The sequence below is a fragment of the Nocardia sp. NPDC060259 genome (genome assembly GCF_042728775.1).
GTDB lineage: Bacteria > Actinomycetota > Actinomycetes > Mycobacteriales > Mycobacteriaceae > Nocardia.
The window spans coordinates 1-23,961 of record NZ_JBHXAY010000017.1; the positions used below are offsets into that span (position 1 = coordinate 1).

The window sequence follows — 23,961 nt, forward strand, 5'->3', positions numbered from 1 at the left end:
GGATCCTGTTCACCACGGCCACCTCGGTGGTCGCCTCGGCCGCGTGGCCGGTGGTCTCGCGCCGCAATCTGCGCCAGATCGCGCTGATGGTCTACGGCCTCGGTGCCCTCGCGATCGCGATCACCCTGGCGTGGTCGTTCACCTTCGGCTGGCTCGTGGTCGCGCTCGGCGCGGTCTTCATCGTGACCACCGGTCTGCGCAACCTGGACTGGACGACACTGGGTCGCGGCATCGCGATCTACACCGCCGGAACGGCTTTGGTCGCGGTGCTCGCGGTCGCCAACGCGGGCCGCGGTTTCCAGAACGCCGAACCGGCCCCGCCCGGCGAGCCCACCTGGGGTTGGCAGGCCTGGGAGATCGCGAGTCTGCTGATCGCGTTCGGCGCGGTGTCGATCGTGGTCGAGTTGTGGTGGCGTGCGCGGATGACGCTGCGCCGCATCCGTCCGCTGCACAAGCTGATGATCGGGCGCTTCCCCGATGTGGTCGCTCCCGAACAGAACGCCACTTCGACCCAGTTGAAGGCCTCCGACCACGTGGCCCAGGTGATGGACGCGCTGTATCTGCTCTCGGGCAGCGGCATCGTCATCCCGGCGGCGGGCGAACCGCCTGCCTCGGTGCCGGAGCGGGCCACGGTCGTCGCCGAATGGGCGCGAGATCCGTTGGGGGACTTGTTCGTCGACGCGCGCTGGATCGCGCCGCCGCCGGGTGTGAGCCCGCGCGGCTGGGTACTGGCGATCGCGACCAAGTACGACGCGGCCGTCGCCGCGGCGGGCGCGACGCCGAAGAGCGCGGCCACCGCCAGCTGAGTATCAACACAGAGAACGGGCCTGAGCTGGTGGATTTCACCGTCTCAGGCCCGTTCGCTGTGCACGTATCCAATGTTTCTCGGCCGTACCCAGGACACCAGCAGGTGCGTCAGGCCGACCGTCGCGTGGATCCTATTCCGTTCCGTCCGGAGGAATTTCGGGCAAGCCCTCGCTGGCCCTCAACTTCTCCGCCATGGAGGTGAGCAAATTCTGTGATTCTTCCGAGAGGTCGAATGCCCTGCTGGACAGTCGACGCAGCCCGTAGCCCTGCAGCTGCGCGAGCAGTTCCAGGTCGTGATCGATCTTGGCCGCGTAGATGTCGTTGAAGAAGTAGTCAGGCTTGACCTTGAAGAACTTCGCCAGGGCGGCCACCGTCTCGTCGGACGGGTTGGTTCGTTGTCCCGACCGCAGCTGCGAGAGATACGGCTTCGAGATCGGATGCCCGGAGGCAGTCAGCGCAGCCGCAACCTCTGCGTTGGTGTGCGGCTTGCGCCCCGGGGGATGCACGGTTTCGAACAGCTTGTTCAGCCGCGCCGCGAAATCAGCCATTGTGAGCCGCCCAATTCCCTTCACTGTACTAACAGTCGTTATCTCGGATACGTATCATTGATATTAGCGGCTCAGTAACTGAAAACCTACGCCTGATTCCGGATTTCTCTACGGTTTCCGACGCTCACCTGCGTGCAGGGGCGGCGGCGGTCGCGTTTGCGGGTCACGCCAACGACTCTTGTCGAGCCCGAGGGTGCCGGGGTTCGTGCCCGTCGCGGGGTTCTTCGACCATAGGCCGATGGTAGCGTGAAGTTAGCTGATGTCTCATGTTCCCCCGGGCCCCCTGGATTGTGTGGCGTACGACACGTTCCGGGCGCCCTGGGATGAATGTTCAACCTGGGCGCCCGGTTTCGGTGAGGTCCAGTCTACAGGCGTTCGATGATCGTTCCGGTCGCGAGCGCGCCGCCTGCGCACATCAGCACCATGGCCGTGCCCTTGCCCGTTCGTTCGAGCTCGTGCAAAGCGGTGGTGATGAGCCGGGAACCGGTGGAGCCGACCGGATGCCCGATTGCGATCGCACCGCCGTTGACATTTACCCGGTCCATGTCCGGCTGATGTACAGAAGCCCATGAAAGTGCGACCGACGCGAATGCTTCATTGATCTCGAAAAGGTCGATATCCGCAATCGTCATTCCGGAGCGCTCGAGCAGCCGGGTGCACGCCTGCACCGGACCGTCGAGGTGGAACTCCGGCTCGGCGCCGACGAGCACCTGGGTGTGGATGCGCGCCCGCGGCCGCAAACCCTTGTTGCGCGCGACGGTTTCGTCCATCAGCAGCACCGCGGCCGCGCCGTCGGAGATCTGCGACGAGGTGCCCGCGGTGTGGATGCCGTCGGCGACGACGGGCTTCAGTGCCGCGAGACCCTCGAGCGTGGTGGCGCGCAGACCCTGGTCGCGGGTCACCTCCAGCTTCTCGCCGGTGGCATTGCCCTCGCCGTCGAGCACCGGCGCCGACACCGGGAGCACCTCGCGATCGAAGCGGCCCTCGGCCCAGGCCTGAGCCGCCAATTGCTGTGAGCGCAGGCCGAATTCGTCGATATCGGAGCGGGTGATGCCGCGCCTGCGGGCAATTCGCTCGGCCGCGCCGAACTGATCGGGCAGATCGATCGACCACGACGCGGGCCTGCGCGGGCCCGCCTCGGTGCCGACGTTCGCGCCGAGCGGTACGCGGCTCATGGCCTCGACGCCGCAGGCGATGCCGGTGTCGATCGCGCCGGTGGCGATCAGGCCGGCGATGAGGTGGTTGGCCTGCTGCGCCGAGCCGCACTGGGCGTCGATGGTGGTGGCGCCGGTCTGCCAGGGCAGGCCCGCGTGCAGCCAGGCGACCCGGGTGACGTTGTTGGACTGCTCGCCGGCCTGGGTGACGCAGCCGCCGATCACCTGCTCGACCTCGGCCGGGTCGATGCCTGCCCGATCGAGCAGGCCGCGCTGGGCCAGGCCGAGCAGCTCGGCGGCGTGCAGTCCCGAAAGCTGTCCGCGGCGCTTGCCGATCGGGGTACGCACGGCCTCGACGATCACGGGTGTGCCCATGTGATTCTCCCTCGTAACTGCAACAAGTTCTGTTTCGACATCCAGGGTAAAACCGCGTGGTTCTTCCGTCACGGCAACCCCTATGCTTGAATGATTGTAGAACGTGTTTCAGTTTGTCGAAGGAGACATCTGGTGGTAGATCCGCGCACCGAACACGCCGGCCCCGGTCAAGCGACGGGCACCCGGCCGAACCTGCCGGACGGGTTCGACGTCACCGACCCTGCTATCTACGCCGAGCGTGTCCCGACAGAGGAATTCGCGGAGCTGCGGCGCGCGGCTCCCATCTGGTGGAATCCGAAGTCGCCCGACGTCGGCGGGTTCCACGACGACGGCTTCTGGGTGGTGAGCAAGCACGCCGACGTGAAGGAGGTGTCGCGTCGCAGCGACGTGTTCTCCACCTACGAGAACACCGCGATCCCGCGCTTCAACGACGACATCACCCGCGAGCAGATCGAGCTGCAGCGTTTCGTCATCCTCAACAAGGACGCGCCGGAGCACACCAAGCTCCGCAAGCTGATCGCCAAGGGCTTCACCCCGCGCGCGGTCAACGGCCTGCGGGCCGAGTTGTCGGCGCGCGCGGAGAAGATCGTGAAGGCCGCGGCCGAGTCGGGCGGCGGCGACTTCGTCACGCAGGTGGCCTGTGAGTTGCCGCTGCAGGCGATCGCCGAGCTCATCGGCGTGCCGCAGGAAGACCGGATGAAGGTCTTCGAGTGGTCCAACGACATGACCGGCTACGACGATCCCGACAATGTCGACGTCGACCCTGTCGCCGCGTCGATGGAGCTGCTCGGCTACTCGTACCAGATGGCCGAGGCCAGGAAGGCCTGCCCGGCCGACGACCTGGTCACCACGCTGATCGAGGCCGACGTCGACGGTGAGGCGCTCACGCCGGAGGAGTTCGGCTTCTTCGTCATCGTGCTGGCCGTCGCAGGCAACGAGACCACCCGCAACGCCATCAGCCACGGCATGATCGCCTTCATGGAGAACCCCGACCAGTGGGAGTTGTTCAAGAAGGAGCGTCCGTCCAGCGCGGTCGACGAGATCATCCGCTGGGCCACGCCGGTGACCTCCTTCCAGCGCACCGCGCTCGAGGACACCGAACTGGGTGGCGTGCAGATCAAGAAGGGGCAGCGTCTGGTCATGCTGTACCGCTCGGCCAACTTCGACGAGGACGTCTTCGAGAACCCGGAGAAGTTCGACATCATGCGCCAGGACAACCAGCACCTGTCCTTCGGCGGCACCGGCGCGCACTTCTGTGTCGGCGCGAACCTGGCCCGCCTGGAGATCGACCTGATCTTCAATGCGATCGCCGATCACCTGCCCGATATCACCAAGGTGGGTAACCCGCGACGCCTGCACTCGGGCTGGCTCAACGGCATCAAGGAACTGCCGGTCGACTACAAGACCTCGGGTTGCCCTGTAGCGCACTGAGATCCGAGTAGGACATAAGAAATCAGCCCCGGTACCGAGAGGTACCGGGGCTGATTCGTTCTTCGTCGTCAGGACACGCGACGAGAGGTGGCCATGGCGCGGTCGACCTCCCAGAAGGCGCGCAGCGCGGCGATCTTGCCCTCGGCGTCGACCTTGTAGGTGAACACGCCCTCGGCATCGATCACGTGGCCAGCCATGGTGGTGCGGATCTTTCCGGTGAAGGCGATCTCGTTGCCGCAGGCGAAGGAGTCCTCGAAGAGGAATTCGATCGACTCGGTCAGCGCGATCGCCTTGTCCCAGAAGCCGCCGATCGCCTCGTGGCCGCGATGGCCGACGCCCTCGGGGTCGAAACCCGAAGGGCCGACGGGATCTTCGACGATCCCGTCCTCGGCGAACAGGGCGACCCAGGCCGCCCGGTCCTTGGCGCGCACCGCGGCCTGGGAGGCCAGGCCCGCCGCGCGCGCCGAACGGTCTACCGCTGTCTCCGTCATGGCTTTTCCTTCGCGACGATCGGGTCGGCGATGTATTTCTCGGCGAACTTGCGCAGCGAATCCTGCTTGGCGGCCAGCTCGCCGTCGAAGCCGATGCCGTCGGACAGCCACGGCACCACGATGGTGTCGGTGACGCCGGCGTCGGCCAGATCCTGGTAGCCGCCGCGACCGAACTTGTCGATGCACACGGCCTGGATCTCGAAGGGCACCTCGGACCGGTCGTACTCGGCCCGCAGCTCGCGCAGGGTGTCGATGGTGGTGACCAGGTCGTCGAACTTCATCATCGCCGAGGTCCAGCCGTCACCGATGCGGGCGGCCCGGCGCAGGGCCGGACCGGTGTGCCCACCGATGTAGAACGGCACCCGCTCGCTCGGCGCCGGGCTGATCTGCAGCTCGCCGAAATCGAAGAACTCGCCGTGGTACTCGACCATGCCGCCGTCGAGCACGAGCCGGATGATCTCGATCATCTCGTCGACCCGCGCGCCCCGGCGGGCGTAGGGCACTCCGCACCACTCGAATTCCTCAGGGGCCCAGCCGATGCCGATGCCGAAGCCGAAGCGGTTGCCCGACATGTTGGCGATCGAGCCGACCTGCCGGGCCAGCAGCAGCGGATTGCGCGAGCCGAGCTTGAGGACGTTGGTGTAGAACCGCAGGTTCGTGGTCACCGCGGCCATGGAGGCCGCGGCGATCAGCGGGTCGACCCACGGTGTCTCCGGCCCCCAGAACCGGCTGCCGTCCGGGGTGTACGGGTAGTCGGCGGCCTGCGACTTCATGTAGAACAGCGAGTCGGGCAGGCCGATCGAGGTGAACCCGCATTCTTCGGCCGTCTTGGCCAGCTCGGTCAGCTGGTCGAGCGGGCTCAGCGCGATTCCGAGGGTGAATTTCATTCCGGGCGCTCGCTTCCCACGACCCACATCGAGAAGTACTGGGAGCCACCGCCGTACGCGTGACCCATGGCCTTGCGGGCATTCTCGACCTGGTACGCACCGGCCCGGCCCATGACCTGCTTGGCCGCCTCGGCGAAGCGGATCAGGCCGGAGGCGCCGATCGGGTTGGAGGAGAGCACGCCACCGGACGGGTTCACCGGGATGCGGCCGCCGATCTCGGTCTCGCCCTTGTCGGTGAGTTTCCAGCCCTCGCCTTCGGCGGCGAAGCCCAGGTTCTCCAGCCACATCGGCTCGAACCAGGAGAACGGCACATAGATCTCGGCGACGTCGATCTCCTCGAGCGGGTCGGTGATCCCGGCCGAGGCCCACAGCGCGGCGGCCGCGTCGCGACCCGCCTGCGGGTTGACCTGGTCACGACCGGAGAAGGTGGTCGGCTCGGTGCGCATCGCGGTCCCGTGCACCCAGGCGACCTTCTTGCCCTCGGCCTCGACCGCCGCCGCGGCCTCGGCATTGCCGATCACGAGGGCGCAGGCGCCGTCGGAGGACGGGCAGGTCTCGTCGAAACGGATGGGGTCCCACAGCATCTGGGAGGCCAGCACCGAGTCGAGGGTGATGTCGGGCTGGTGCAGATGCGCGAGCGGATTCTTCGCGCCGTTGCGCCGGTCCTTCACCGCCACCATGGCGCCGATGTGCATCGGGGCATTGGAGCGGCGGATGTAGGAGCGCACGTGCGGGGCGAAGTAGCCGCCTGCGCCCGCGCCGACCGGCATGGTGAACGGCACCGGAATCGACAACGCCCACATGGCATTCGATTCCGACTGCTTCTCCCACGCGATCGCGAGAACCTTGCCGTGCACGCCGGCCTGCACCAGATTGGCGGCGACGACGCCGGTCGAACCGCCGACCGAGCCCGCGGTGTGCACGCGCAGCAGCGGCTTGCCGATGGCGCCGAGCGCTTCGGCGAGATACAGCTCGGGCATCATGACGCCCTCGAAGAAGTCGGGCGCCTTGCCGACGACGACGGCGTCGATGTCGTCGATGGTCAGGCCCGCGTCATCGAGCGCTCGATCGATCGCTTCACGGCACATGCCCGCCATGGACACGTCCGCGCGCTTCGTCACGTGATGAGTTTGGCCGGTGCCGAGCACCGCCGCGGGGAAGCTCATCGTGCCTCCGATTCCAGAACGGCGACCAGGTTCTGCTGCAGCGCGGGGCCGCTGGTCGCATGAGCGAGGGTCCGGTCGGCGGTGCCGGAGATGATGGCCGTCGCGGCGTTGCCGATCCGCTCCAGGCCTGCCGCGAACATCGGGTTGGCCGCGAGCGCACCGCCGGACGGGTTGACCGGGGTCTCGGGGGACAGGCCGATCGCCTCGGCCAGGATCAGCTGCTGATGGCTGAACGGCGCGTGCAGTTCAGCCAGGTCGAAGGAGGTGTTGCCGCGGGTCGCCGCCGCGGCCGCCCTGGTGGTGGAGGGCGAGCGGGTCAGGTCGCGGCCACCGAGCGCCTGGGCGTCGATATTGTGCGCGATGCCGGTGATCCACGCCGGACGCTCGCACAGCTCCCTGGCCCGATCGCCGACCGCGAGCACGATCGCGGCCGCGCCGTCGGTGATCGGGGCGATGTCGTGCGCGCGCAGCGGATCGGCGACATACGGTGCGGCGAGCAGGGATTCGATGTCACCACCGGCGACGGCGGCCATCTCGCGCTCGGTCCAGCGGCCCGCGTCCAGCCCGGCACGTGCCTGCAGGCCCGCGACCGAGACGGAATCGGGCCACAGCGGGCCGACCAGATACGGGTCGAGCTGCCTGGTCAGCACCTGACGCAGCGTGCCCGCCGACGACTTGCCGAAGCCGTACACGAGCGCGGTCTGCGCCTGCCCGGAGAGCAGCTTCACCCACGCCTCGTAGAGCGCCCACGCGGCGTCCATCTCCACGTGCGACTCGTTGATCGGCGGCACCGCGCCGATCGCGTCGACCGCGGAGATGAACGAGAACGCCCGCCCCGCCAGGTAATCCGAGGACCCGGAGCACCAGAAGTCGATATCGGTCTTGCTGATGCCGAGGTCGGCGTAGAGCTGCTGGAAGCACGGCACGAGCATCTCGACGCCGTTGGTGGTGCCGAAGGTCTCCGGCACGTGCGGTGCGTGGGCGAACCCGACCACCGCGATTTCTGGTGTACTCACGTCGCCTCTCAGAGGTGGTGCTGGTAGGACTCGTACGCGGCATCGGGCTCGCCGGTCGGCCGGAAGTGGTCGATATTGGCCAGCGCGTGGCCCCATTCCTCGCGCGGCTTCCACACGGCTTCGACCCGCATGCCCATGCGCACCTCGGATGCCTCGCAGCCGAGAACCAGGTGCAGGAACGGGATGTCGGCGCCGTCGAGCAGCACGTAGGCGGCCACATACGGTGGCTTGATCCGCTGGCCGAGGAACGGCACGTTCACGATGCAGAAGGTGGTCACCGTGCCCTTGTCGGGCAGCTCGACCAGATCGTCGGTCGGTGTGCCGTCGGTCGGGTTGGCGCCGCGCGGCGGGAAGTACACCCGCCCGCCCGCTTCGGACCGGCCGCCGATCAGCTTGCCCTCGGCGAGGCCGCGCAGGTAGACGCTCTCCTGCGGGGAGGCCGTGTGTTTGTAGCTCATGTCGACGGGCGTGGTCAGCATGGTCACCGGCTCGGCGGTGTCCTCGGGCTGCGCGGCGGCCTCGGCGCCTTCGCCCGGCTCGAAGCAGGCGATGTCCTGAATCGTGCCGGTGCGCTCGTCGGCCCAGCGCACCCGCACGCGCATTCCCGTGCTCACCTGGCTCGGGTCGGTCACGTCCAGCGCGTGCAGCATCGCCGTGTCGGCCCCGTCCAGCTGGACGAGTGCCCACGCGAACGGGCGGTCGAACGGCTGCCCGGGCAGCGGCTCGGCCACCCATGTCCACGACTGCACCGTGCCGGTCGTCTCGACCTGGACCAGCTCGGCCAACGGGGCCGAGGTGATCGGGTCGTATTCCTGCGCGGGCACCAATACCCGGCCGTCACTGCCGCGCACGCCGAGTATCCGGCGGTCGCGCAGTCCGGTCAGAAAGGCGCCGATGACAGGTCCGACGGACCTGGTGTAGTCGAACTGCACCCGGAGGGGTGCACTCAATACTTCCACTGCGGTATTCCCCTGGGTCACGATATCGAGTAGAACAGGTTCTTATTCTGCTTGCAAGGATTCGCCGGAAAGGGCGTCGGTCATGAAATTCGGACTGCAACTCGGTTACTGGGGTGCGCAGCCGCCCGCCAACGCCGGCGAGCTGGTCGTCGCGGCCGAGGAAACGGGGTTCGACGCGGTGTTCGCCGCCGAATCGTGGGGCTCGGACGCGTTCACTCCGCTGGCCTGGTGGGGGTCGTCGACCGAGCGGGTGCGCCTCGGCACTTCCGTCGCGCAGATGTCGGCCCGTACGCCCGCGGCGGCCGCGATGCACGCGCTCACCCTCGATCACCTCAGCGGCGGCCGGGCCATCCTCGGCCTCGGCGTCTCCGGTCCACAGGTGGTGGAGGGCTGGTACGGGCAGCCGTTCGCCCAGCCCCTGCGGCGCACCCGCGAGTACGTCGACATCGTGCGCAAGGTCCTCGCTCGCGAGGCTCCGGTGACCTCCGACGGCAAGCACTACGGCCTGCCCTACGCCGGGCCCGGGGCGACCGGCCTCGGCAAGCCGCTCAAGCCGATCGTGCATCCACTGCGCGCTGAGCTGCCGATCTGGCTGGGTGCGGAGGGTCCCAAGAACGTCGCCCAGACCGCCGAGATCGCCGACGGCTGGCTGGCGATCTACTACGCGCCGCGCCTGGCCGGCATGTACAACGAGTGGCTCGACGAGGGGTTCGCCCGGCCGGGCGCCCGGCGCAGCAGGGCTGATTTCGAGATCGCCGCGAGCGCCCAGGTGGTCGTCACCGACGATCCGGCGGGCGAGATCGAGCGGATGCGCTGGGTGACCTCGCTCTACATCGGCGGCATGGGCGCGCCCGAGCTGAACTTCCACGCCCAGGTGTACAAGCGGATGGGTTACGGCGCCGAGGTCGACGAGATCTCCGCTCTCTTCCAGGCGGGTCGCAAGGCCGAGGCGGCCGCGGCGGTGCCCGACGAGCTGATCACCGACACCGCCATCTTCGGCGACGAGGCCCATGTGCGCTCGCGGTTGAAGGAATGGGAGGACGCCGGGGTGACGATGATGCTGATCTCGGTTTCGGATGCCGATCAGATGCGTCGTCTCCAAACCCTTGTATCGAGTTAGAACACGTTCTAAATTCGATGGGGTGAGCAGCCAGCAGACAACGGAAGTCCTCGGACTGTGGAATATCGCCGCGGCCGATCCCGAGCGGATCGCCGTCGTCGACCCGGACGGCAGGGAGATCACCTATCGAGAATTGGCCACCCTCGCCAACCGCTACGCCAACGGACTACGCGGCATCGGATTGCGCACCGGCGACGTGGTCGTCAGCATGCTGCACAACGGTGTGGAGGCGATCGCCGCGTACTTCGCCGCGTATCAGGCGGGTCTGTACATCGTCGCGGTGAACTGGCACCTCACCGCGCCCGAGATCGCCTACATCCTCGGCGACAGCGACGCCTCGGCCTTCCTGGCCAGTGAGCGGTTCGCCGCCACCGCCGCCGAGGCCGCCGAGCTCGCCGAACTGCCCGCCGAAGCCCGCTTCTCGGCAGGCGTCATCGACGGCTTCCGGCCGGTCTCCTGGCTCGGCGCCGCCGACACCGGCCGCCCGGACGAGCGTTCGGTCGGCGCGCCGATGCTCTACACCTCGGGAACCACGGGGCGCCCCAAGGGCGTTCGCCGCCCGCTGACCGGCGCCGATCCCGATCAGGTCCCCGCACCGAACAAGGCCTTCTTCGCCCTGTTCGAGCTCGCGCCCTACGACGACCACGTGCACATCTGCGGCTCGCCGCTCTATCACACGGCCGTGCTGAACTTCTCGACGATCTCGATCCAGATGGGCCACAAGCTGGTGCTCATGGACAAGTGGGATCCCGAGGACATGCTCGCGCTGATCGAGCGCCACCAGGTGACCCACAGTCACATGGTGCCCACCCAGTTCCATCGCCTGCTGGCCCTGCCCGAGGACGTGCGCGGCCGCTACGACGTGTCCTCGCTGCGCAGCATGGTGCACGGCGCGGCGCCGTGCCCGCAGCAGACCAAGCGGCAGATGCTCGACTGGTGGGGTCCGGTCGTCACCGAGTACTACGCGGCCACCGAGGGCGGCGGCACGGTGATCAACGGGACCGAGTGGCTGAACAAGCCCGGTTCGGTCGGCAAGGCCTGGCCGTGGTCGGTCATCAAGATCCTCGACGAGACCGACGGCACCGAATTGCCCGCGGGCAAAGAGGGCATGGTCTACATGAGGATGGGCGCGTCCAGCTTCGAGTACCACCATGCCAAGGAGAAGACCGAGGAGTCGCGCGTCGGTGACCTGTTCACCGTCGGCGACATCGGCTACCTCGACGAGGACGGCTACCTGTTCCTCTGCGACCGCCGTTCCGACCTGATCCTGTCCGGCGGCGTGAACATCTACCCGGCCGAGATCGAGGGCGTGCTGATGAGTCACCCGAAGGTGGCCGACGTGGCGGTTCTCGGTGTGCCCGACCCGGATTGGGGCCAGCAGGTCAAGGCGTTCGTGCAGCCGGTCGACGGTACCGCCGGCGACGACGCGCTCACCGCCGAGATTCTCGAGTTCGCGGCCGGTCAGCTCGCCAAGTACAAGCTGCCCCGCACGGTGGAATACCGTGCGGAGCTGCCCCGCGACCCCAACGGCAAGCTGTACAAGCGCCGCCTGCTCTGAAAGAGGTTCCCGCTCAGACGGCTTCGCGCCACTCCGGCGCGAGCCCGAAGAGCGGGAACAACTTCTCGGTGTCGAGGAAGAAGTTCAGGCCCGAGATGGTGTCGCCCTCGAGCTCGAGCACGGTGATCGACCACGGCACCCACACGCCGGGCTCGCCACTTGGCTTGTAGTGACCGAAGGCGGGCAGCCCGTTGGCGCCTTCCAGCGGCACCATGCGCGAATCGCGGCACGCGCTGCCGGTGCTGAGCATGAACGCGGCCACATTCTCCGGCCCCGAGATCCAGAGATCGAAGGGCGGCATCGACAGCGCCACATCGGCTTTGAGCAGAGTGGTGAGCGCGTCCATGTCGTAGGCCTCGAACGCCTTGACGAAATCGTCGACCAGCTTGCGCTGCTCGGGATCGCCCTCGTCGAAACCGTCGGTGACGGTCGGCTGCACCTTGGACATGGTGGCGCGCGCCCGTTGCAGCGCGCTGTTCACCGACGCGGGCGACATCATCAGCGCCTCGGCGGTCTCCCCCGCGGAGAAGCGCAGCACCTCGCGCATGATCAGGATCGCGCGCTGGGTGGCGGGCAGGTGCTGGCAGGCGGCGACGAAGGCGAGGCGCAGCGTGTCCTTGGTCGAGGCGTGCTCGGCCGGGTCGGCGCCGAAGGCGAGCGCGTTCGGGATCGGCTCGATCCACACGTAGTCGGGCTGCGGGGCGGGCAGCGGCGAATCCGGGCGGCCCGGTCCGTTGAGGTCCATCGGCCTTGCCCGGCTCTGCGGACGATCGAGCATGTCCAGACAGATATTGGTGGCGATCTTGTACAGCCACGAGCGCAGACTGGCGCGGCCCTCGAACGAATCGTAGGAGCGCCAGGCGCGGGTGAAGGTCTCCTGCACCGCGTCCTCGGCCTCGAACGAGGAGCCGAGCATGCGGTAGGCGTACGCGCACAATTCGCGCCGGTGGGTTTCGAATTCGGCCAGCACTGCGGGATCGGGGCCGGTGGTAGCGGTTGTGGCGTCGCTCATAGTTTCCCACGATGCCACAGGGGTCCGACAGCCGACAGAGGTGAAAACAGACCGGCGAGATTTGCGAACTTTGCCCGGCGCGATGAATTCCGGTGAGCCGTCGCGTCTACATGTTCGAGACCGCAACGACGCCACGAAAGGCTGATACCCATGAGCAGCAAGATGATCTTCATCAACCTCCCCGTCGCCGACCTCGACCGCTCGAAGAGCTTCTACGAGGCTCTCGGCTGGAAGGTCAACGAGGATTTCACCGATCAGAACGCGTCGTGCATCGTCATCGACGACAACATCTGCCTGATGCTGCTGACCAAGCCCTTCTTCTCGACATTCAGCACTCGGCCGATCGCCGACACGATCAACACCGCCGCCGCGGGCTACGCGCTCTCGCTGGCCAGCGTCGAGGAGGTCGACGCGCTGACCGACGCGGCCGTCGCCGCGGGCGCGACCGAGCAGACCAACGAGGACAAGCGCGCCCAGGAGGCCCAGGTTGGCATGCACGGCCGCACGTTCCTCGACCCCGACGGTCACCAGTGGGAGCCGTTCTACATGAACTACCCGGGCGCGTAGGCACCCGGCCGAACAGGGCGCGAGGCGGATGGCTCGCGCCCTGTTCGCGGTGACTACTGCCCGGTGAAGTTCGGCTTGCGCTTCTCCGCGAAGGCGCGCGGCCCTTCCTTGGCATCGGCTGACCGGAAAACCTCCATGCCGATCTTCGCCTCGATGGGGAACGCCTCGTTCTCCGGCATCGCCTCGGTTTCGCGCAGCGTGCGCAGCATCGCCTGGACGGCGAGCGGGCCGTTGTCGGCGATCTGGCCGGCCAGCGCCAAGGCCTTGTCGAGGGCGGTTCCGTCGGGGACCACGTGGCCGATCAGGCCGATCTCCTTGGCCTCGGCGGCAGTGATGTGCCGACCGGTCAGCAGCAGATCAGCGGCCACCGTGTACGGGATCTGCCGGGCCAGCCGCACCGCGGAACCGCCGAGCGGGAACAGGCCCCAGCGGGCCTCGGAGACGCCGAACTTGGCGCTTTCCCCGGCCACGCGCAGGTCGGTGCCCTGCAGGATCTCGGTGCCGCCGGCGATGGCCGGGCCCTCGACTGCCGCGATCAGCGGCTTGGCCAGTCGCCGCCCCTTCAGCAGCGCGGGGAGGTAGGCCGGGTCCCAGCTGCCCGCGGAGGCGGTGTCCCCCGGATGCTGCGAGCTCATCGCCTTCAGGTCCATCCCCGCGCAGAAGGCCCCGCCCGCGCCGGTGAGGATCGCGACGCGGATATCGGGATCGCTGTCCACCTGGTCCCAGGCATCGCGCATGATCGCCATCATCTCGCCCGACAGGGCGTTGCGCGCCTCCGGCCGGTTCATCGTGACGATGAGGACGTGATCGCGCTTCTCGACCAGACAATGCGACATTTTGGATATCTCCTGACGTTCGACCTTGTCAGAAACAGTAACACGTTCTATTTTTGTTCCTGTGAGCTACAACATAGCCGATCTCGTCGAACACGCCGTCGACCTGATGCCCGACCGGATCGTGCTGGTCGGCGAACATCGCGAGTCGACCTACGCCGAACTGGAGGAGCGGGCCAACAAACTGGCCCACTACCTGCTGGAACAGGGTGTGAAACCCGGCGACAAAGTCGGAATCTACTCCCGCAACACCGTCGAAGCCGTCGAAGCGATGGTGGCGATCTTCAAGGCGCGGGCGGTGATGATCAACGTCAACTACCGCTACGTCGAGAACGAGTTACTGCACATCTTCGACAACTCGGACATGGTCGCGCTGATCCATGAGCGTCGCTACTCCGACAAGGTCGAGGCGGTCCGCTCGAAGGTGCCCGGTCTGAAGACGGTGCTCGTCGTCGAGGACGGCACGGACACCCCGACCTCGCCTGGCACGGTGGAGTATGAAGCGGCGCTGGCCGCGTCCTCCGGCGAGCGCGACTTCGGTGAGCGTTCGCCCGACGACATCTACATGCTCTACACCGGCGGCACCACCGGCCTGCCCAAGGGCGTGATGTGGCGGCACGAGGACGTGTGGCGGGTGCTCGGCGCCGGCATCAACTTCATCACCGGCGAGTACACCAAGGACGAGTGGGAGCTGGCCAAGATCGGCGCGGCCAACCCGCAGATGGTGCGCTTCCCGATCCCGCCGATGATCCACGGCGGCGCGCAGTGGGCCACCTTCCACAGCCTGTTCGGCGGCGGCAAGGCCGTGATGATCCCCGAGTTCAGCGGGCACGGCGTCTGGCAGGCCGTCGACAAGCACAAGATCAACCTGATCTTCATCACCGGTGACGCGATGGCGCGGCCGATGCTCGACGCGCTGGAGGAGGGGAACCCGGAAACCGGTGAGCCCTATGACCTCTCGTCGCTGTACGTGCTCGCCAGCAGCGCGGCGCTCTTCTCGCCGCCGCTCAAGGACAAGTTCCTCGAGCTGCTGCCGAACCGTCTGCTCACCGACTCCATCGGTTCCTCGGAAACCGGCTTCGGTGGCCTGGCGACGATCGCCAAGGGCCAGACCCACACCGGTGGCCCGCGGGTGAAGATCGACGCGGCCACCCAGGTGCTCGACGAGGAGGGCAATCCGGTCGAGCCGGGTTCCGGCGTCGTCGGGCTGCTGGCGCGCAGCGGGCACATTCCGCTCGGCTACTACAAGGACGAGGTCAAGTCGGCCGCGACGTTCAAGGAGTTCAACGGGGTTCGCTACGCCATCCCCGGCGACTTCGCGCGCGTCGAGGAGGACGGCACCGTCACCATGCTCGGCCGTGGTTCGGTGAGCATCAACAGTGGTGGCGAGAAGATCTACCCCGAAGAGGTCGAGGGCGCGCTCAAGGCGCATCCGGACATCTTCGACGCGCTGGTCGTCGGCGTCGAGGACGCGCGCTGGGGCCAGCGGGTGGTCGCGGTGGTGCAGTGTCGCGAGGGCAAGCGGCCGAGTCTGGCCGACCTGAAGCCGGTGCTGGCGCAGGAGATCGCGTCGTACAAGCAGCCGCGCAGCCTGTGGTTCGTCGACGAGATCAAGCGCTCGCCCGCGGGCAAGCCGGACTACCGGTGGGCCAAGTCGCAGACCGAGGAGCGGCCTGCCGACGAGCACGCCGAGGCGGGCTCCGCGTAGCGGGTTCGAACAGCAATGGGCCCTTCCGGCAATGTCGCCGGGAGGGCCCATTTCTTTCAGTGGTTGCCGAGTTCGGCGAGCTGGTAGGCCAGTTTGCCGCGGACCGCGGGGATGCCGGTGAGTAGCCGCATCGCGGTATTGCGCAGGGTGCGGGCCGGGGCCGACTGGAGGGTGGCCATGCGGGTCATCCGGTCGGTGAAGGCGACGACGTCGAGAGCGACCGGCCTGCGTACGGTCTCGTACTCGTCCAGCAGCGAATCCGGAGCGCCGGCAGCCACTTTCGCCAGCAGCCCGGCGAGCATCGCGGCGTCCTGGATGCCGGTGTTCATGCCCTGCCCGCCCGCCGGGCTGTGGACGTGCGCGGCGTCGCCCGCGAGCAGGATGCGGCCCGCGCGGTAGTGGTCGGCGACGCGGTGGTGTACGCGGAAGCGTGAGCTCCACAGCACCTCGTCGACGTGGACCTCGCCCGCCGGTCCGCGGGCGTCGAGGAGGGTCTGGATGTCGTCGCGGGTGGGGTGCTCCGGTGCCTCGTCCACGGTGGCGACGACACGATACCGCTCCTGCTCCGGATCGGGCAGCGGCGCGACGACGGTGACGCCCTCCGGTGAAAGATGCAGCGAGACTTCGGTTCGCGGCGTCGGCCAGCTCATCCGCACATCGGCCAGGATGAACGACGCGGGGTAGGTGTCGCCGGTGAAGCCGATGCCCGCCTGTTCGCGCACCACGCTGTGCATGCCGTCGGCGCCGATCACGTAGTCGGCGGTGATGGCGCCCGCGGTGTTGTCGGCGGTGGTGTATTCGACGGTGACACGGCCGTTCTCGTCACCGACCCGCTCGACGATGATCGGCCGGTGGACGGTGCCGCCCAGCTCGTGCAGCCGGTCGAGCAGGACCTGCTCGGTGACATCCTGGGGGATCATCAGCGTGTAGGGGTAGGCGGTCGGCAGGTCACCGAATTCGACGGTGGCCAACGTTTTCGGGCCGTCGTGCACCTTGAAGGTGGGGACCTGGATACCCCGCGGGAGGAGTTCCTTCGCGATGCCGAGTTCGTCGAGAACCTCCAGGGTCCTGGCGTGCACGACCGCGGCGCGAGAAGTGTTGGCGCCCTCGCTCAGCCGATCGATGAGGACATGGTCGACGCCCGCTTCGGCGAGCACGATCGCGGCGGTGAGACCGGCGGGGCCCGCGCCGACGATGACGACGGAAGTGGCTTCGGGCAGGGAGGTGGCGGTCATTGCGACTCCTGGTCAACGCTTGTGTGCCAACGCTTGTAGGCATAACGGTAAACCCGGCCGTAGATGAAAGTCAACAGTTGTTGGCCTACACTTGTTGGCATGACTTCCGCCGACCAGGAGACCCCGGCCCGCCGCTCGGACGCCACCCGCGCCGCCATCCTCGCCGCCGCGCGCGCCCGCTTCGCCACCGACGGCTACGCCAAGGCCACCATCCGCGCCATCGCCGCCGACGCCGCGATAGACCCGTCGATGGTCATGCGCTACTTCGGCTCCAAGGACGGTCTCTTCGCCGCCGCCGCCCAGATCGACCTGGACCTTCCCGACCTCGGCGCCGCGGACCCGGACACCATGGGTGAGTTGGTGATTCGCCGCTTCCTCACCATCTGGGAGGAGAACGACAACACCGTCCTGCTGATCCTGTTGCGCTCCTCGATCACCGACGACGTGGTGGCCGCCCGCTTCCGCGAGGTCTTCGCCCAGCAGGTCCTCCCCGCCGTCCTCCGCTTCGGCACCCCCGCCGACGCCCCCCGCCGCGCCGCCCTGATCGTCACCCAACTCCTCGGCCTGGCCCTATGTCGCTACGTCCTGCGCATCCCCCCGGTAGTCGACCTGACGCCGTCGCAAATAGTCACCGACATCGCCCCCACCCTCCAGCGCTACCTGACTTCGACTCCGGTTGACAGGCCGTGCGTGCTGTGAGGATGTGGACCAGCCGAGGGAAGCTGCGGATAGTGAGCGCCGGTTCGACGAGGCGTCAGCGCACGTGCTCCATGCGAGTGGCGAGCTGAATCGTCGGCTAGCGGAAGGTGCACGTTCGGCTGAGCCCGTGCTGGAAGAGACTGACGCCGTGCGGGCGGACGGTCAGGTGGGCGCGCTGTCGGAAGACTTCGCAACGCGCCATCGAGATCTGTTGAATCGGCTCGCCGAGTAGGTGTGGCTGCAGACCGATTGGGTTATGAGGCGAGGAGCGGGCCGTACTTCTGGCGAGCGGCTTCGCCCGAAGTGCCGACTTCGGCGCCGATGGTCGACCATGGCACGCCACGCTCTCGTGCGGCGGCGACGCCGTCGATGACCTGACGTTCCGCTTCGGCCCTTGCGACCACAGCCGCTCGCAGGGCAGCGAGCGCGGCGGGGTCGCGCTCGTCTTCTGCCCGCGGCTCGTAGTTTTCGAATCGCCTCGCCAGGTCGTCGGCGTGGGCGAGGATGTCTTTGGTTGTACGCGGCATGTTCATCACCTCAGAAACTTCGGCCGGGCTTCCATAGCGTGGATGATGACGTGGGAGTCGGTACTGGTCACGTAGCCGACTTCCAGCATCGTCGCGTCCATTGCCGGTCCGATGAGCATGATGAAACCGTCATCGAGATCGAACGCGGCGACCGCATTGTTGAAAGCGTGCACCATGTCGCCGGAGTCGATGCCGTGCTTGTAGGCACTTGACGCGATCACCGGGCTCCGGCTGCATGGCTACAAGTTACCTTGCCGTACTTGGCTCTCGCAAGGTTACTCCTTCGACGCCAGTTCGGCGCCGAGGGCGAGGAGGTGGGGTGTCGCGGCGCCGAGGGCGAATTCGTGGTGTTTGGCGGCGGTGAAGTAGTTGTGGACGATGTGGTCGCGGTCGATGCCGAGGCCGCCGTGGACGTGGACGACGGTGTGGGCGACCTTGTGGCCCGCGTCGGCAGCCCAGAACTTGGCGATGTGGATGGACTCCGCGGCGGGGAGGTTCTCGGACAGGCGCCAGGCGGCCTGGGTGACCGTCAGGCGCAGGCCGCCGATGTCGATGTAGGCGTCGGACAGGCGCTGCGCGACGGACTGGAAGGAGCCGATCGGCTTGCCGAACTGTTCGCGGGTGCGGGTGTGCTCGGCGGTCAGCTCGAGTGCGCGTTCCAGGGTGCCGAGCTGGAGCGCGGAGAGGCCGAGCCAGGCGTGTTCGCGCAGCCACGTGAGGATGTCGGCGCCGGATTCGACGGTGCCGAGCAGTGCGGCGGGGGTGCCTGCGAGTTCGACGACGAACTCGGGGCTCAGGTCGACGACCTGCTGGGCGGTGCGGGTGACCGAAGCGTGGTCCGGGTCGACCACGAAGACGCCGACACCATGGGAGGTGATGGCGGGCACCAGGATTCGCTCGGCGCGATCGGCGTAGGCGACGGTGGTCGCGGTGCCGGTCAGCGTCCAGGCCGCACCGGCTGGCTCGGCGACGATGCCCGGCGCGGCGGTGGTGGCGCGCAGTTCCTCGGCGAGCGCGGCGGTCAGCACGATCTCGCCCGCGCCCGCCCGCGCGGCCAGCTGCTGCTGGTCGGCATCGCCGAATTTCGCCAGCGCACCGGCGCCGACGACGATCGACCACAGATAGGGCACCGCGGCGACAACGCGACCGAGTTCACGCAGGATGGCGGTCTGCTCGAGCATGCCGAAATCGCTGCCGCCCAAGGCTTCCGGTAGCGCGGCGGCGAGCACGCCGGTCTCGGCGAGCGACTTCCACAGCTGCTCGTCGTAGCGGCCCGCGGTGTCGAGTTCGCGCAGGCGGTCGGCGGTGACGAGCTTGGCGCAGATCTCGCCGGTCAGCCGGGCGAGATCGGTCTGGGCTTCGGTGGGTGTGAAATCCATGAGGGGATACCGGCTTTCGGGATCAGCGGGCGGAAGCGGGCTGGCGCAAGGCGGTCATGGCGATGATGTCGCGCTGCACCTCGTTGGTGCCGCCGCCGAAGGTGAGGATCAGCGCGGCGCGGTGCATCCGCTCGAGCCTGCCGAGCATGACCGCGCCGGGGGAGTCCTGGCGCAGGTAACCATGTGAGCCGACGACCTCCATCAGCAGGCGGTAGGCCTCGGTGGCCAGCTCGGTGCCGTAGACCTTGCACGCGGAGGCGTCCCACGGCTTCGGCGCCGCCTCGCCACCCTGGTCGGCACGGCTGGCGATCTCCCAGTTCAGCAGCTTGAGGTATTCGACCTTCGCGTAGACGCGAGCCAGGTTCAGGCGCACCCACTCCTGGTCGATCACCCGCTTGCCGTCGGGACCGGTGGTCTCGCGCGCCCACTGCACCGTCTGGTTGACCGCGAGCGAGAGCGGCCCGGCCGAGGTCAGCGCGACGCGCTCGTGGTTGAGCTGGTTGGTGATCAGCGACCAGCCGCCGTTCTCCGGCCCGACCATCGACGACGCGGGAACCCGCACGTCCTGGTAGTAGGTGGCGCTGGTGTCGGGCCCGGCCATCGTGTGCACCGGCGTCCAGGAGAACCCTTCGACGTCGGTGGGCACGATGAACATCGTGATGCCCTTGTGCTTCTTGGCCGTCGGATCGGTGCGCACCGCCAGCCAGATGTAGTCGGCGTAGGCGATGAGGCTGGTCCACATCTTCTGGCCGTTGATGACGAAGTCGTCGCCGTCGCGCACCGCGGCGGTGCGCAGCGAGGCCAGGTCGGTGCCCGCGCCCGGCTCGGAGTAGCCGATGGCGAAGTGCAGCTCACCGGAGGCGATCTTGGGCAGGAAGAATTTCTTCTGCTCCTCGGTGCCGTACTGCATGATCGTCGGCGCGACCGAGTTGAGCGTGAGGAACGGGACGGGCGCGCCCGCGATCGCGGCCTCCTCGACGAAGATCAGCTGATCCATCGTCGTGCGGTCCTGGCCGCCGTACTCCTTCGGCCAGCTCAGCGTCAGCCAGCCGTCGCGGCCCATCTGGCGCACGACCTCGCGGTAGACATTGCCCTCGCCGTACTCGCCGGTCTGCAGGCTCAGCGCGGCACGTCGTTCCGGCGTCATCAACCGGGCGAAATATTCGCGCAGCTCGGCGCGCAATTCTTCCTGCTGCGGCGTATACGCGACGCGCATGGGTCCCTACCTCGGTCTCTGCTGCGAAAACGGACGCGGCGGGGCGCAGGGGATGGGCCCCGCCGAAACCGATCATTGCATACCAACTGGAACATGTTCCAGTATTGACAGTGAATCGACAGCTGTTCCCGCTTCGCGGGCGTACTGTCTGGGTTAGTGTCGCGGAGACCGCGTGGAAGGAAGTTCTCATGAAGATCATCGTCGATTTCGACCGGTGTGAAGCGAACGGCGTGTGCGTAGGAATCGCCCCTGACATGTTTGAACTCGATGACGACGATCAGCTGCACGTCCTCGAGGGCGATGTGGCCGACGATCGCGTCGCCGACGTCGAGGAAGCGGTGGCGCAGTGCCCCAAGGCCGCGCTGCGGTTGGCGTGATCGCCTCTTGTCGGATAGTGAAACACGTTCTAAAGTCGGCCCGATGAGTGTGATGCAGACTTCACTGGACGGCCGGGTCGCTATCGTCACCGGCGCCGGGGCCGGGCTCGGCCGGGCCGAAGCCCTCGCGCTGGCAGGCGCGGGCGCCGCGGTCGTGGTCAACGACCTCACCGAGGATGCCGCCGCCGAGACCATCGCCGCGATTCGCGAGCTCGGCGGTAAGGCCGAGTTCGTCGGCGGCAGCATCGCCGAGCGCGCGACGGCCGACGCGCTCATCGCGACCGCCCAGGAATCCCTCGGCGGCCTCGACATCGTCGTCAACAACGCGGGCATCACCCGCGACCGCATGCTGTTCAACATGTCCGACGAGGACTTCGACGCGGTGATCGCCGTGCACCTGCGCGGGCACTTCCTGCTCTCGCGCAATGCCGGCGCCTACTGGCGCGCGGCGTCCAAGGCCGCGGGTGCGCCGGTCTACGGCCGGCTGGTCAACACCTCCTCGGAGGCCGGGCTGCTCGGGCCGGAAGGTCAGGCGAACTACGGCGCCGCGAAGGCGGGTATCACCGCGCTGACGCTGTCGGCCGCGCGTGGCCTGTCCCGCTTCGGCGTGCGGTCCAACGCGATCTGCCCCCGGGCCAGGACCGCGATGACCGAGGCTGTGTTCTCCGAGGCGCCCGAGGGTTCGGTCGACCCGCTCGCACCCGAGCACGTGGCCAAGCTCGTCGCCTACCTCGCCTCGCCCGCCGCCGACGCGGTGAACGGTCAGGTCTTCGTCGTCTACGGCCCGATGGTCGCCCTCATGGCGGCTCCCGAGGTGGAGGCTCGCTTCGACGCCGCTGGCGCCGAATGGTCCGAGGCCGACCTCGCCTCGACGCTGCACGGCTACTTTGCCGAGCGGCCCGCCGACCACATGTTCTCGGCCCGTTCGCTACGCGATCTGGGCTGACTCTTCCTGCCGCCGATTTGCCGGAGGTTGGCTCGCCGCGCGCCACGACGCGCATGTCTGCCGAGTTGTGTTGATCACAGGTCCAGGTGTTGGTAGACATGAGCGTCGGGGTGTGTGGCGCCTCACAGGAGGTAAAAGGCATCCGGTCAGTTTTCGTTTCAGTTTTGACGGCACATTTCGTGAAAAAGTCCTGGTAATAGTCTCCCCAAACGGCAGACATCAACAGGAACATGTTCTAGTCTTTGGGCAGTCTTCAGATCGGGGTGGCGGTGAAGTACGGGTACGCGGGTCGATCGGTCCGCCCGTCCAAGAAGGAGGAATTCGCGTGAACGACCTCCTTGCTGTCCCGTTGCGGGCAGTCGGCGGATTCTTCGAACTCGGCGCGGACGTGGCGAAAGCTACCGTCCGTCGACCGTTTCAATGGCGTGAGTTCATCGACCAGTCATGGTTCGTCGCTCGCGTCTCGATCGTGCCGACGCTGTTGGTGGCGATTCCGTTCACGGTGCTGGTGGTCTTCACCCTCAACATCCTGTTGCGCGAGATCGGCGCCGCCGACCTCAGCGGTGCGGCCGCCGCGTTCGGTGCCGTCACGCAGGTCGGGCCGATCGTCACGGTGCTGATCGTGGCAGGCGCCGGCGCCACCGCGATCTGCGCGGACCTGGGCGCCCGCACGATTCGCGAAGAGATCGACGCGATGATGGTGCTGGGCATCGACCCGATCAGCCGGCTGGTCGTGCCGCGCGTGTTCGCCTCGATGTTCGTGGCGCTGATGCTCAACAGCCTGGTGTGCACGGTCGGTATCGTCGGTGGTTTCGCTTTCTCGGTGTTCTTGCAGGGCGTGAATCCGGGCGCGTTCGTCAACGGCATTCCGCTGCTGACGAATCTGCCCGAGCTGATCATCTCCGAGGTCAAGGCCGGTCTGTTCGGGTTGATCGCCGGAATGGTCGCCTGCTATCTCGGTCTGCAGGTGAAAGGCGGACCCAAGAGTGTCGGCGACGCGGTGAACCAAACAGTGGTATTCGCCTTCATGGCGCTTTTCGTGGTGAATGTGGTTGTCACCGCGATCGGCCTGAAATTCACGGTGCGGTGACCGAAATGGCATTCGTAGTTCGCAGTAAGTTCCCGCGCACGGTCCGCCGTTTCGACCGGGTGTCGAAATCGCTGGATTCCCTCGGCGACAAGGCGATCTTCTTCGTCCAGGCGCTCGCCTCGGTGCCACGCGCGCTGGTGCATTACCGCACCGAGACCATCCGGCTCATCGCCGAGATCAGCATGGGCAGTGGCGCACTGGCGGTGATCGGCGGCACCGTCGTGATCGTCGGCTTCCTGACCCTGATGGCGGGTGGCACCATCGCGGTCCAGGGCTACAGCTCGCTCGGCAATATCGGTGTCGAGGCGCTGACCGGCTTCTTCGCCGCCTTCATCAATGTCCGCATCGCCGCGCCGGTCATCTCCGGCATCGGTCTGGCCGCCACCATCGGCGCGGGCGCGACCGCCCAGCTGGGCGCGATGCGGGTGGCCGAGGAGATCGACGCGCTGGAATCGATGGCGATCAGGCCGGTGCCGTTCCTCGTCGGTACCCGGGTGCTGGCGGGCTTGATCGCGATCATCCCGCTCTACGCGCTCGCGGTGATCGCCTCCTTCCTCGCCAGCCGCTTCGCGACGGTGGTGATCTACGGCCAGTCGGCCGGCGTCTACGACCACTACTTCTCGACGTTCCTCATTCCGAGCGACATCCTGTGGTCGTTCGCGCAGGCGATCGTCATGGCACTGGCCGTCATGCTGATCCACACCTACTTCGGTTTCACCGCCGCCGGCGGTCCGGTGGGTGTCGGTGTCGCGGTAGGCAATGCGGTGCGGGCCTCGCTGGTCGCGGTCGTCACTGTGACGCTGCTGATCTCGCTGGCCATCTACGGCACCTCCGGCAACTTCCACCTCTCGGGATAGCGC

At 67.4% G+C, this 23,961-nt stretch carries 25 protein-coding genes; 11 read left to right on the forward strand and 14 right to left on the reverse strand.

All coding sequences use genetic code 11. The features are described from left to right. Positions 1 to 806, forward strand: an 806-nt coding sequence (locus tag ACFWF2_RS09770; RefSeq protein WP_379306437.1) for a hypothetical protein, incomplete at its 5' end; no start/stop codon positions are given. A 132-nt stretch (positions 807 to 938) separates the two neighbouring features. Here ACFWF2_RS09770 and ACFWF2_RS09775 read toward each other — a convergent pair. Both ACFWF2_RS09775 and ACFWF2_RS09780 read right to left on the reverse strand, forming a co-directional pair. Next, positions 939 to 1,355, reverse strand: a complete 417-nt coding sequence (locus tag ACFWF2_RS09775) for a helix-turn-helix domain-containing protein (RefSeq protein WP_019044759.1) — start codon at positions 1,353 to 1,355, stop codon at positions 939 to 941. 365 nt (positions 1,356 to 1,720) lie between these two features. Beyond that, positions 1,721 to 2,884 carry a steroid 3-ketoacyl-CoA thiolase gene (locus ACFWF2_RS09780; protein WP_379306439.1) on the reverse strand — a complete coding sequence of 388 codons (1,164 nt, stop codon included), beginning with the start codon at positions 2,882 to 2,884 and terminating at the stop codon, positions 1,721 to 1,723. Between the two features lie 132 nt (positions 2,885 to 3,016). Here ACFWF2_RS09780 and ACFWF2_RS09785 point away from each other — a divergent pair, with 132 nt between their 5' ends. Continuing rightward, positions 3,017 to 4,315: a cytochrome P450 gene (locus tag ACFWF2_RS09785; protein ID WP_379078489.1), complete on the forward strand. Its 1,299-nt coding sequence runs from the start codon at positions 3,017 to 3,019 to the stop codon at positions 4,313 to 4,315. A gap of 68 nt (positions 4,316 to 4,383) precedes the next feature. On the opposite strand, the gene ACFWF2_RS09790 is transcribed toward ACFWF2_RS09785, so the two are convergent. From ACFWF2_RS09790 to ACFWF2_RS09810, 5 genes are read right to left on the reverse strand one after another with little or no spacing between them, the layout of a single operon-like run. Further along, a complete protein-coding gene (locus tag ACFWF2_RS09790) occupies positions 4,384 to 4,806 on the reverse strand; it encodes a nuclear transport factor 2 family protein (protein WP_379306441.1) in 423 nt (140 codons plus the stop codon). Next, positions 4,803 to 5,693 carry a TIGR03619 family F420-dependent LLM class oxidoreductase gene (locus ACFWF2_RS09795; protein WP_379306443.1) on the reverse strand — a complete coding sequence of 297 codons (891 nt, stop codon included), beginning with the start codon at positions 5,691 to 5,693 and terminating at the stop codon, positions 4,803 to 4,805. The genes ACFWF2_RS09790 and ACFWF2_RS09795 overlap by 4 nt, the downstream gene beginning before the upstream one ends. Beyond that, the gene (locus ACFWF2_RS09800) at positions 5,690 to 6,859 is read right to left on the reverse strand and encodes a thiolase domain-containing protein (RefSeq protein ID WP_379306445.1); all 1,170 of its coding nucleotides are present in this window, start codon (positions 6,857 to 6,859) and stop codon (positions 5,690 to 5,692) included. The genes ACFWF2_RS09795 and ACFWF2_RS09800 overlap by 4 nt, the downstream gene beginning before the upstream one ends. Next, the gene (locus ACFWF2_RS09805) at positions 6,856 to 7,875 is read right to left on the reverse strand and encodes a thiolase domain-containing protein (protein WP_379306447.1); all 1,020 of its coding nucleotides are present in this window, start codon (positions 7,873 to 7,875) and stop codon (positions 6,856 to 6,858) included. The genes ACFWF2_RS09800 and ACFWF2_RS09805 overlap by 4 nt, the downstream gene beginning before the upstream one ends. A gap of 8 nt (positions 7,876 to 7,883) precedes the next feature. Beyond that, positions 7,884 to 8,855: a Zn-ribbon domain-containing OB-fold protein gene (locus tag ACFWF2_RS09810; RefSeq protein WP_379306449.1), complete on the reverse strand. Its 972-nt coding sequence runs from the start codon at positions 8,853 to 8,855 to the stop codon at positions 7,884 to 7,886. A 61-nt stretch (positions 8,856 to 8,916) separates the two neighbouring features. Here ACFWF2_RS09810 and ACFWF2_RS09815 point away from each other — a divergent pair, with 61 nt between their 5' ends. Beyond that, positions 8,917 to 9,954, forward strand: coding sequence for an LLM class F420-dependent oxidoreductase (locus tag ACFWF2_RS09815; RefSeq protein ID WP_379306451.1), 1,038 nt, complete (start codon positions 8,917 to 8,919; stop codon positions 9,952 to 9,954). 22 nt (positions 9,955 to 9,976) lie between these two features. Beyond that, positions 9,977 to 11,512, forward strand: a complete 1,536-nt coding sequence (locus tag ACFWF2_RS09820; protein WP_379306453.1) for an acyl-CoA synthetase — start codon at positions 9,977 to 9,979, stop codon at positions 11,510 to 11,512. Between the two features lie 13 nt (positions 11,513 to 11,525). On the opposite strand, the gene ACFWF2_RS09825 is transcribed toward ACFWF2_RS09820, so the two are convergent. Further along, positions 11,526 to 12,524, reverse strand: a complete 999-nt coding sequence (locus ACFWF2_RS09825; protein WP_379306455.1) for a sigma-70 family RNA polymerase sigma factor — start codon at positions 12,522 to 12,524, stop codon at positions 11,526 to 11,528. Positions 12,525 to 12,674: 150 nt separating this feature from the next. On the opposite strand from ACFWF2_RS09825, the gene ACFWF2_RS09830 reads away from it, so the two are divergent. Beyond that, entirely contained in the window at positions 12,675 to 13,091 is a 417-nt protein-coding gene (locus tag ACFWF2_RS09830; RefSeq protein WP_379306457.1) for a VOC family protein, read from the forward strand. A gap of 53 nt (positions 13,092 to 13,144) precedes the next feature. Here ACFWF2_RS09830 and ACFWF2_RS09835 read toward each other — a convergent pair whose 3' ends face one another. Beyond that, complete coding sequence (locus tag ACFWF2_RS09835; protein WP_379306459.1) at positions 13,145 to 13,927, reverse strand: crotonase/enoyl-CoA hydratase family protein; 783 nt, start codon at positions 13,925 to 13,927, stop codon at positions 13,145 to 13,147. A 61-nt stretch (positions 13,928 to 13,988) separates the two neighbouring features. Here ACFWF2_RS09835 and ACFWF2_RS09840 point away from each other — a divergent pair, with 61 nt between their 5' ends. Then, positions 13,989 to 15,632, forward strand: coding sequence for an acyl-CoA synthetase (locus ACFWF2_RS09840; RefSeq protein WP_379306461.1), 1,644 nt, complete (start codon positions 13,989 to 13,991; stop codon positions 15,630 to 15,632). 56 nt (positions 15,633 to 15,688) lie between these two features. Here ACFWF2_RS09840 and ACFWF2_RS09845 read toward each other — a convergent pair whose 3' ends face one another. Beyond that, on the reverse strand, positions 15,689 to 16,867 hold the full coding sequence (locus ACFWF2_RS09845; RefSeq protein WP_379306463.1) for an FAD-dependent oxidoreductase: 1,179 nt from the start codon (positions 16,865 to 16,867) through the stop codon (positions 15,689 to 15,691). Between the two features lie 99 nt (positions 16,868 to 16,966). Here ACFWF2_RS09845 and ACFWF2_RS09850 point away from each other — a divergent pair, with 99 nt between their 5' ends. After that, on the forward strand, positions 16,967 to 17,566 hold the full coding sequence (locus ACFWF2_RS09850; protein WP_379306465.1) for a TetR family transcriptional regulator: 600 nt from the start codon (positions 16,967 to 16,969) through the stop codon (positions 17,564 to 17,566). Between the two features lie 254 nt (positions 17,567 to 17,820). Here the strand turns inward: ACFWF2_RS09850 and ACFWF2_RS09855 are convergent, their stop codons facing one another. The 4 genes from ACFWF2_RS09855 to ACFWF2_RS09870 are packed head-to-tail and all read right to left on the reverse strand — an operon-like array spanning position 17,821 to position 20,688. Next, on the reverse strand, positions 17,821 to 18,093 hold the full coding sequence (locus ACFWF2_RS09855; protein WP_379306467.1) for a hypothetical protein: 273 nt from the start codon (positions 18,091 to 18,093) through the stop codon (positions 17,821 to 17,823). Positions 18,094 to 18,098: 5 nt separating this feature from the next. Next, a complete protein-coding gene (locus ACFWF2_RS09860; RefSeq protein WP_379306469.1) occupies positions 18,099 to 18,314 on the reverse strand; it encodes a hypothetical protein in 216 nt (71 codons plus the stop codon). A gap of 54 nt (positions 18,315 to 18,368) precedes the next feature. Continuing rightward, a complete protein-coding gene (locus tag ACFWF2_RS09865; protein WP_379306471.1) occupies positions 18,369 to 19,472 on the reverse strand; it encodes an acyl-CoA dehydrogenase family protein in 1,104 nt (367 codons plus the stop codon). Between the two features lie 22 nt (positions 19,473 to 19,494). Next, positions 19,495 to 20,688, reverse strand: a complete 1,194-nt coding sequence (locus ACFWF2_RS09870; RefSeq protein WP_379306473.1) for an acyl-CoA dehydrogenase family protein — start codon at positions 20,686 to 20,688, stop codon at positions 19,495 to 19,497. A 188-nt stretch (positions 20,689 to 20,876) separates the two neighbouring features. Here ACFWF2_RS09870 and ACFWF2_RS09875 point away from each other — a divergent pair, with 188 nt between their 5' ends. The 4 genes from ACFWF2_RS09875 to ACFWF2_RS09890 all read left to right on the forward strand — a co-directional run bounded on the left by ACFWF2_RS09875 (position 20,877) and on the right by ACFWF2_RS09890 (position 23,958). Then, entirely contained in the window at positions 20,877 to 21,065 is a 189-nt protein-coding gene (locus ACFWF2_RS09875; protein WP_379306475.1) for a ferredoxin, read from the forward strand. A 43-nt stretch (positions 21,066 to 21,108) separates the two neighbouring features. Continuing rightward, a complete protein-coding gene (locus tag ACFWF2_RS09880; protein ID WP_379306477.1) occupies positions 21,109 to 22,011 on the forward strand; it encodes a 3-oxoacyl-ACP reductase in 903 nt (300 codons plus the stop codon). A gap of 325 nt (positions 22,012 to 22,336) precedes the next feature. Next, positions 22,337 to 23,101 carry an MlaE family ABC transporter permease gene (locus tag ACFWF2_RS09885; RefSeq protein ID WP_379078522.1) on the forward strand — a complete coding sequence of 255 codons (765 nt, stop codon included), beginning with the start codon at positions 22,337 to 22,339 and terminating at the stop codon, positions 23,099 to 23,101. 5 nt (positions 23,102 to 23,106) lie between these two features. Continuing rightward, positions 23,107 to 23,958, forward strand: coding sequence for an MlaE family ABC transporter permease (locus ACFWF2_RS09890; RefSeq protein ID WP_379306479.1), 852 nt, complete (start codon positions 23,107 to 23,109; stop codon positions 23,956 to 23,958). Positions 23,959 to 23,961 lie beyond the last annotated feature (3 nt).